This window comes from Mesorhizobium sp. M0030, assembly GCF_040323695.1.
GTDB lineage: Bacteria > Pseudomonadota > Alphaproteobacteria > Rhizobiales > Rhizobiaceae > Mesorhizobium.
On record NZ_JAMYVE010000007.1, the window covers coordinates 295,962 to 304,407 of the forward strand.

Sequence of the window (8,446 nt, forward strand, 5' to 3'; positions counted from 1 at the left end):
GCGTGAACACAGCACGTTGGGACGTGGTAATGCTAGCCAGGGAAGACCGTCCGCCGCTTTTTGCGTCGGCTTCGATATTCATTATCGGAGCGCTTTTTGCGAGTTCGGTAGCCTGGGCATCCTTCGCCGAGGTCGATGAAATCGCACGCGGCGACGGCAAGATCATACCGGCGTCGAAGACCCAGATCATCCAGGCCAGCGAGCCGGGCGTGGTTCAGGAAATCGCCGTGACGATCGGTCAGGTCGTCAAGAAGAATGACCTCATCATTCGTCTCGACAACACCTTCAACACTTCCAGCCTTGGCGAGCAGCAGGCCAAGGCGCGGGCGCTGCAGACGCGCATTGCACGGCTCCAATTCGAACAGACCGGCAGCCTCGAGGGCGCGTTTCCCTGTCCGTCCGAGATCCAGAAGGTGGCGCCGGAAATCTGCGACAACGAGCAGAAGCTGCTAATCGCGCGGCGCGACAACTTCGAAGTCAAACTGTCGGTTCTCAAGTCGCGGCTCGATCAGCGTGAGAAGGAACTCGACGAAGCCAACGCCAATGCCGATCGCCTCACCAAGAACCTGGCCGTCAGCGACCAGGAGGCGAAGCTGGTCGAAGCGATGGTCAAGAAAGGCCTGATGGCGCGAACCGAGCAGCTCCGCGTCGAGCGCGAGCAGACCGAGCTCAATGGTCAGCTGACGCTTGCCGGAGAGACCATCAAGAAAGCCAGGTCGGCCATCACGGAAGCCAAGCTTCAGGTCGACGAACTTGGCCTGCAGCTGCAACAGGAAGCGCTCAGCGATCTGACGCAGGCGCTGGCCGATCTCTCGGTGGTGGACGAGACGATACGCGGTGCCACCGACAAGGTGGCGCGTACCGATATCCGTTCGCCTGTCGATGGTATCGTCAACACGCTTGACATCAACACGGTCGGCGCCTTCGTCCAGCCCGGCGCGGTCGTCGCGGGTATCGTGCCGACGTCCGAGACCCTGCTGGTCGAAGCCCGGGTCTCACCGCGGGACGTCGCCTTCATCCGGCCGGGCCAGGATGCCCTGATCAAGGTGACCGCCTATGACTTCTCGATCTTCGGCGGCATCGAAGGCAAGGTGTCGAACATCACTGCCGACAGCCTTGTCGACCAGAAGACCGGCGAACCGTACTATCAGGTGCGTGTCGCCACCGACAAATCGACCCTGACACGCGACGGCAAGACCTATTCGATCATCCCCGGCATGATCTGTTCGGTCGACATCAAGACCGGACGCAAAACGATTCTCACCTACCTTCTGAAACCAATCAACAAGGCGCGGGAGGAGGCAATGAGTGAGCGATAGTGCGATCTCCCGCCCGGTCGATCGCGACCGGCTGCTGCCACCGCTGGCGAGTGAGGATTTCGGTCTCGAGTTCCGGGTTGTGGCGCGTGGCGGCACGCGCCGCGGCATTCGTCTGGAGAGGGCGTTCTGGACTTCGCTGAAGCAGATGGCGGAAAGCCGCAAATGCACGATCGGCACACTGATCGAGGAAATTGCAGAGAGCCACGCCAACGCCGGAAACCTGACATCGGCAATTCGCGTAGCCTGCATGCGTGGATTGGCCGACCAAAACCTCACCTTGCAGAGGCTCGCGTCGATCAAGACCATCAGCGCCATTCTCGTCGCCTGTCCCTCGCCGGCCTTTGCCCTGGCATCGTCGAAGAAGATCCTGACCTTCAATGCGCCGTTCCAGCAACTGGTGCGGCGGCAATTGCCGGTGGCGCCGAACGAGGACGCGCGCCAGGATCTCAAGCTGGCGCTGGACCTCAATGTCGCCGACATATTCGCTAGGCTCGACGCCAATGGCGAGACGCCGGTCGCGACCGGTTTCGTCATAGGCGCCGGCGACCGCCGCTACCGCGGTCAACTGAGCGCGGTGCGGGCGCCGGTGGTCGAGCCGGAACTGCTGATGGCGTTCGTCTTCGGCGGCTAGAGCAATTCCGGGAAAAGTGTGAGCGGTTTCCGTGGAAAATTGCGTCAAACAAGAGATAGAGCGCTCAAGACTCTCTGATGGGAGCTTACGGCTGCACACCTTCACCAGGCGCGACCGTCGAAAGGCCGCCCTTGATATCGGCTATTTGAGCAGAACCGGTCTTCGCGCCATGGATCCACGCGCGATCGGTGCTGAACGAATACAGCGGCACGTAGGTCGGCAGGTCTGTGTCGCGGGAAACTACATTGCTCAAACTGTCGAGAATGAAGACGCCGCTGCCGGTGCTGACCGACAGCACGGCATGAAAGAAACCGCGCTTGCGATCCTGCAAGACGACCAGCGACATGCTCTGCGCCGGGATGCCTGCATGCAGCAGCGCGGCCATCTTGAGGATGGCGAAATCCTCGCAGTCCCCTGCCCGCCGCTCAAGGATTTCCCGGGGCTTGGCCCAGTAGTCGAGCTTGCCGTAAACCACGCTGTCCTTCTTGTAGGCGATGGCGCGATTTATACTTGAGTTGACGAAGGACAACTTGTCGATGAAGCGCTTGTTCCCGGCTGCCTTGACTATCTCGGCAAAGGCGCTGTTCTTGCGTTCGCACGCGCTGCTCGCGGTACAGTCGACAATTGCCTTGTAGACCGGCGCCCAGCGCGCCGAAACCGGGAAATTGCGCATCGACAGGGCAACAGAACCGAACACGCCGGGAATGATCGCCGCCGTCTGGATCAGGTCGATCCCGGCGGCGGGCGGCGCGATCGAAGAACCACGCTTTTCATCAACGGCAACAGAGCTGCTGAAAATCATGCCGATCCGGTAGGCTGAAACCGGCTGCCATGGCTGCGGCCGAGCCAGCGAAACGCCGCCGAGACTGGAAGGGGTTTCGACCGCCGCCAGAACTCCAGCGGCAGCGCCGGCATTCACGGTAATTGCTTTCGCGGATGATGGCTGCGGCAGGCTTGTGATCGCCATTGCCAGCAGGATGAGCCTGAGCCCGGTTATTCCCAGGGCAGATTTTTCTTTTTTCATAACGCCCACCTCTTGACTGTGGACGGTACCAATCTTGTCTCAAATTACTGGAAAGGAAGGTGGATAAGTTTCCTTCAATCGGGAATACCTATTTTGTGTAAAACTCTATTCAAACTTATACTTCTGTTTACCAATCCAGCTCAGCCGGCGGATATAAACGAAGCGCGGCGCGGTCAATGTATATCAGATTATATCTTCCGGGTTTACCACACGTAAAAAATGCCGAGACTTGCATACCGGGATATATGAAATTGATTGCGGGACAGTTGCAAAGCAGAAGTCGTCACTGTCTCTATCCGGGAAATGCCGGAGGGGTTTGGCGATGACGACCAGTAACGATTTGGATACCGTCTCGAATTCTTGGGACGAGCACTCTTCACATGAACATGGCGGCTCGCCATCGCAGGCAGGCATCCAGGTAGCGCAGGCCGCTCAGGCGGCGCCTGCCGAGCCGGTGCCGGTCGATGTCGGCAGTGGCGCACCCGTTCAGCCGGCAGCACCCGCGGAGGCGAAAGCGCCGGCGGCAGCCGCGCCGCATGAATACGTGGCCGACGCCAGCAACATCGTGAAGCTTCCGGCGGACGTCTCCATCGACAACATCAAGGTCGACGGCCACAATCTGTTGCTGGAACAGGCCGACGGTTCAGTCATCCTCATCAAGGATGGCGCGCTCAACGTGCCGACCTTCATCATCGGTGATGTCGAAGTTCCGCGCGTGGCCTTGCTGGCCGCTCTTGAAGCGAGCCACGTCGATGTCGCCTTCGGTGCCGATGGTTCGATCTCGGCCGGCCCGGGCGGCGCCCCAGGCAGTGCCGGCGGCGACTTCACCATTCCCCCAGGTGGTATCGGCGACGGCTTCGATCTTTCCGCATTGTTGCCGCCGACGGACCTGCAATTTGGACGGCTGGAGCCGCGTGAGCTGACGATCGGGGTCAGGGAAGAAGATACGACGCCGACAATCGACATTGGCTCCGGATTTGTCGTCAACGAGGCCGCGCTTTCCGACGGGACGGACCCGGCCAGCACCGCCGAGCAGGTTTCAGGGACCTTCAACATCGTCTCGGGTGATGGCATCGGGACGCTTGTCATTGACGGTGTGGACGTGACCAACGGCGGCAGCGTTGCCGGGCAATACGGCACGCTCGTGGTCACCGGCAATCCTACGAACGGCTATAGCTGGATTTATACCCTTGCCGACAACACTCTTGATCATCACGACAACTCATCGACCGGAACGACCGAGGGGGTTTCCGACAGCTTTGCCGTCGTGGTTACAGACACAGACAATGATCCGGCCACCGCGACCCTCAATATTGGTGTGCTGGACGACGGCCCAACGCTTTCGGTCCAGGCAACTGCGCAAGCGGCACAGTTGCTTTCGGTCGAACTCGACGAGACGGTCGGCGGCGACCGCTACAATAGCGGCGAGACTGAAGATGCCGGCGGTAACGCCAACACGGATGACGGCGTTGGCCTGGCCCAGGTGACGACCGGCCTGGCGGGTGGCCTTTCTTCGCTATTCGCCGTTGGCGGCGTCTACGGTGCAGACGGACCGGGCAGCACGACCGGGCAGTTGGCATTCACCGGCATTCCGGCCGGTGGCCTTGCCACGAATCTCATTGCCACGGACGGCGGGGCCATTACGCTCTTCCTCGAAGGAGGAGTGATTGTCGGCCGCGACACGCAGGGTGATCAGGTCCTGACCATTGCGATCACCGGCGCGCCCGGCGCAGAGCAGTTGCAGACCACGCTCTACGAAGCGCTCAACCATGGCGCCGACGGCAACAAGTTCGATTCCGAACTCAATCTGTCGCTGACCAATGGCGGCCAGGTTCAGCTGCAATATGAGGTAACGCGCCAGGACGGCGACGGCGACACCATTACCGAGAAGGCGACCGTCGACCTGATCAACGGCCAAGGCTCCGCATTCTCCTTCGACGACGATGGGCCAAGCCTAACGGTCGGCGCCCACGATGGAGCGGCTGGCCTGCTTTCCGTCGAGCTTGACGAGACGGTTGGCGCGGATCGCTACAATGGCGCTATCGGCGAGACCGAAGATGCCGGCGGCAACGCCAACACGGATGATGCCGGTCCGGGCCTGGCGCAGGTCAACACCGCGGTAGCAGGCGGACTGACCAATCTGTTCACTGTCGGCGGCAGCTATGGTTCGGACGGTCCTGGTACCGTTACCGGGAATCTGAGCTTTACCGGCATTCCGGCCGGTGGCCTTGCCACGAATCTCACCGCCACCGACGGCGGCGCCGTCACGCTCTTCCTCGAAGGAGGAGTGATCGTCGGCCGCGACACGCATGGCGATCAGGTTCTGACCATCGCGATCACCGGGGCGCCTGGCGCCGAGCAGCTGCAGACCACGCTCTACGAAGCGCTCAACCATGGCGCCGACGGCAACAAGTTCGATTCCGAACTCAATCTGTCGCTGACCAATGGCGGCCAGGTTCAGCTGCAATATGAGGTAACGCGCCAGGATGGCGACGGCGACACCATCACAGAGAAGGCGACCGTCGACCTGATCAACGGCCAAGGCTCCGCATTCTCCTTCGACGATGACGGGCCGAAGGTTACTGGCACCGCCCAGGTCACCGCGAATGTCGACGAAGACGGTCTGCACAACAGCCAGTCCACCGGAAATGCCGACAATCTTCAGCCTGGCGAAGTGACCGGAACAAACTCCGCGGTTGCCATCGGTGCTGCCGGCGCATTGAATGCAATCGTCGACTTCGGCTCTGACGGCCCGAATGCGACTTCGGCCTTCGGCCTTGTCACCCAAACCACCCCATCGGATTCGGGATTTGATTCGAAAGGCGGCAATGTCCTCATCGTCTCCGACGGCACGACCCTGACCGGCTATGTCGATGTAGGCGCCGGCGCCGGCTATCAGGCGGGCACGGATCGTCCTGTTTTCACCCTGACCGTCGGTGCGGACGGCTCCTATGTCTTCACCCTGATCGATCAGATCGATCATCCGACTCTGGATATGCTCCCGGGCGACAACACCGAAAATACGCTTGCCAATGGCGGTATCGATCTTTCGGCCTTTGTCGTTGCCATGGACGGTGACGGCGATACCATCGGACTGGCGGCTGGTACATTCAAGGTCCAGGTGCTCGACGACGTTCCGCAGATCGTCGCGCGGGATGCCGGCACGACGACCACAACCACGACCGAAACGATCGTCTACACGCTGCAGGCCGGCAACACCGATGTTCGCGGCATGGATGGCGCAGGCAACCACGACATCAAGCTCAGCGCCGTCGACATCAACGAAGGCGACAATTCCGTCAACACCACCGGCACCAAGATCGGCGTTGGCGACGGCCAGATCATCGACGGATACGAAACCCATCCGCATTTGACCGGCCCCGAAATCGTGACGATGGACTTCGTCAACAATCTTGTCATCGCCCCCAACAATCCGAATCCGCCCAGCATCACCGACGGTGGTTCATACGACGTCGACTCGGTCAAGTTCACGATCGATGTTGCGGAAGCCCAGGGTGTCGAAGCCGCCGTGATGTTCATCGGCGCCAAGGACGGTGGCACATTCGAGCCGTTCACCGTGAGCATCAATGGTGTGCTGACGGCCGGCACGGCTGTCTTCGAGGGCGGCGTGCAGGTGGGCTATGCCTTCGCCGGCGTGCCCGATGGTGCGACTGTCGAGGTCATCGGCAGCACCCCGTTCGACCAGCTCAAGGTGGGCAACTACAACGATTTTACCTTCGATTCCAACGCTGGCGGAACCGATGCGACCCTGACTGGCGGCAACCCGTTCAAGATCTTCGGCATCGAAGCCAAGGTCACGACAGTCACAACGCAGACCGAGGTCTTCCGGGTCAGCCACGACGAGTCCGCCGGCGTCAACAACGCCGCAGATCCCAATCCGGCGGATGACACCGCTCTCTCCCCGCCAGCTCTGGTGGACGAGCCGGGGGCGTTGGGCTACGCAAAATCGTCAGCCAGCGCGCTCGGCCTTTTCAACGCCTCGGTCGGCGCCGATGACGACGCGACATTCTCGTTTGCCGTCACCGACGCGATTGGCAATCCGCTGTCAAACGTCGATTCCGGCCTGAAGACACTCGACGGCTCGGCGATCATGCTCTCGACAAATGCGGACGGCGTTCTCGTTGGTTCTGCCAACGGCGTCGACGTCTTCAAGGTTTATGTCGATCCGACCGGAGCGGTCTGGATCGGGCAATATCAGCCGATCGCTCACAATGTCGACGGTTCAAGCACCGCAGCCTTTGACGACATAGCGACCGTCGCCGCCGACCTGCACGTCAAGGCCACCATCACCGATTTCGACGGCGACACGAGCACCGCCGTATCCCATGTCGCGTTGAGCATCGAATTCCAGGATGACGGCCCGGTTGCGGTCAACGATCAGGACTCGGTCACCGAAGATGGGCCGCTCACGGCAGACGGCAATGTGATCACGGGCGTGGGTGGCGCCGACGCAAACGCAACCGACGGCCACGCGGATCACCTCGGCACCGACGGCTTGGGCTCGATCACCTGGGACGGCGCCGTTGCCAACCACGTTGCTGGAACCTACGGCCAGCTTACGGTGGGCGCCGACGGCAGCTACACATATGTGCTCTACACCCAAGCCCAGAACCCGGCCGGGTATGCCGCGGTACAGGCGCTGGATGTCGGCCAGACCGTGGCCGAGAGCTTCGACTATGCTGTGGCGGATGGCGACGGCGATACCGCTCTGGCGTCCCTGACCATCACCATCAACGGCACCAACGACGTGCCGCAGATCGTCGTCGACCAGGGCAACCCGGCCGGCGCGCACGACCTGGTCTATGAAGCCGGCCTTGCGGCGGGCTCGGCGGCCGGCAACGGCAGCACGGTGGCGACCGGCACCTTCACGGTATCGGACCCCGACGGCCTCGACGACGTCCAGAGCGTCACCATCGGCGGCACCACGGTTGCCATCGGCAGCCTCAACGGTTCGACCTTCCCGGGCGACCACGGCACGCTGCTGATCACCGGCTACAACGCGGTAACTGGCGTAGCGACCTACCAGTACACGCTGACCAGTCCGACCACGGACGTTCCCGCCGTCACCGAGACCGAGACCTTCTCGCTCACCGTGTCGGACGGCACCTCCTCGTCAGCCCCGGCGGCAATCGTCATCACCATCGTCGACGACGTGCCGACCGCACACGCCGATACCGACAGTGTTGCGTCCAACCAGTTCACCGCCGAGACCGGCAATGTGCTGAGCGCGGTTGGCACCACCTCGCCGGTCACCGGCATCGACGTCAAGGGCGCCGATGGCGCTGCCGTGGTCGGCGTTGCCGCCGGCAACACCAATCTCGATGTCGACAATGCCGCAACGCTCGGCACCCAGGTCCAGGGCAGCCACGGCAAGCTGACGCTCAACGCCGACGGCTCCTACTCCTATGTTCGCGATGCCGGCACGCAGGGCGGCGTCAGCGATGTCTTCAC

At 61.7% G+C, this 8,446-nt stretch carries 4 protein-coding genes; 3 read left to right on the forward strand and 1 reads right to left on the reverse strand.

Translation table 11 applies throughout. The features are described from left to right. The first annotated feature begins 29 nt into the window (after nucleotides 1–29). On the forward strand, nucleotides 30–1,319 hold the full coding sequence (locus tag NKJ80_RS17010) for an HlyD family type I secretion periplasmic adaptor subunit (RefSeq protein WP_023667951.1): 1,290 nt from the start codon (nucleotides 30–32) through the stop codon (nucleotides 1,317–1,319). Then, nucleotides 1,309–1,950: a ribbon-helix-helix domain-containing protein gene (locus NKJ80_RS17015; protein WP_023667950.1), complete on the forward strand. Its 642-nt coding sequence runs from the start codon at nucleotides 1,309–1,311 to the stop codon at nucleotides 1,948–1,950. The genes NKJ80_RS17010 and NKJ80_RS17015 overlap by 11 nt, the downstream gene beginning before the upstream one ends. A gap of 85 nt (nucleotides 1,951–2,035) precedes the next feature. Here the strand turns inward: NKJ80_RS17015 and NKJ80_RS17020 are convergent, their stop codons facing one another. Beyond that, nucleotides 2,036–2,974, reverse strand: coding sequence for a transglutaminase-like cysteine peptidase (locus NKJ80_RS17020; RefSeq protein ID WP_023687774.1), 939 nt, complete (start codon nucleotides 2,972–2,974; stop codon nucleotides 2,036–2,038). Between the two features lie 322 nt (nucleotides 2,975–3,296). Here NKJ80_RS17020 and NKJ80_RS17025 point away from each other — a divergent pair. After that, a partial coding sequence (locus NKJ80_RS17025; protein ID WP_352497990.1) for a beta strand repeat-containing protein occupies nucleotides 3,297–8,446 on the forward strand: 5,150 nt, incomplete at its 3' end.